The organism is Halomonas sp. ND22Bw (assembly GCF_003011945.1).
GTDB classification, from domain to species: domain Bacteria; phylum Pseudomonadota; class Gammaproteobacteria; order Pseudomonadales; family Halomonadaceae; genus Halomonas; species Halomonas halophila.
Genome location: NZ_PXWD01001963.1, coordinates 1 through 229, shown reverse-complemented (window position 1 = coordinate 229; position 229 = coordinate 1). Strand labels below are relative to the sequence as shown.

Here is a 229-nt window from a genome sequence, read left to right as displayed (position 1 = left end):
CCACCACCTCGGCTTCGCTCAGCGACGCCAGACGCGTCGGGTGGAGCCCCTCGGGCGGCGTGTCGGTCAGGCGCAGCTGGATCACCCGGCTACGCAGCCGGTCGAGCCGCGCCGCGCGGCGCTCCGGGTGCACCTCGACCAGCCACTGACCCAACTGCCGCGCCAGGCCCACCAGCTGATGCTCGCCCAGCGACGCCAGCTCCCGGCGCAGCACCCGCGGCTCGTCGTC

Annotated in this window: 1 pseudogene; it reads right to left on the bottom strand. The window is 75.5% G+C overall.

Going from position 1 to position 229, the window contains the following annotated elements:
- Positions 1 to 229, bottom strand: a pseudogene (locus CVH10_RS25160) (two-component sensor histidine kinase); the annotation flags it as partial.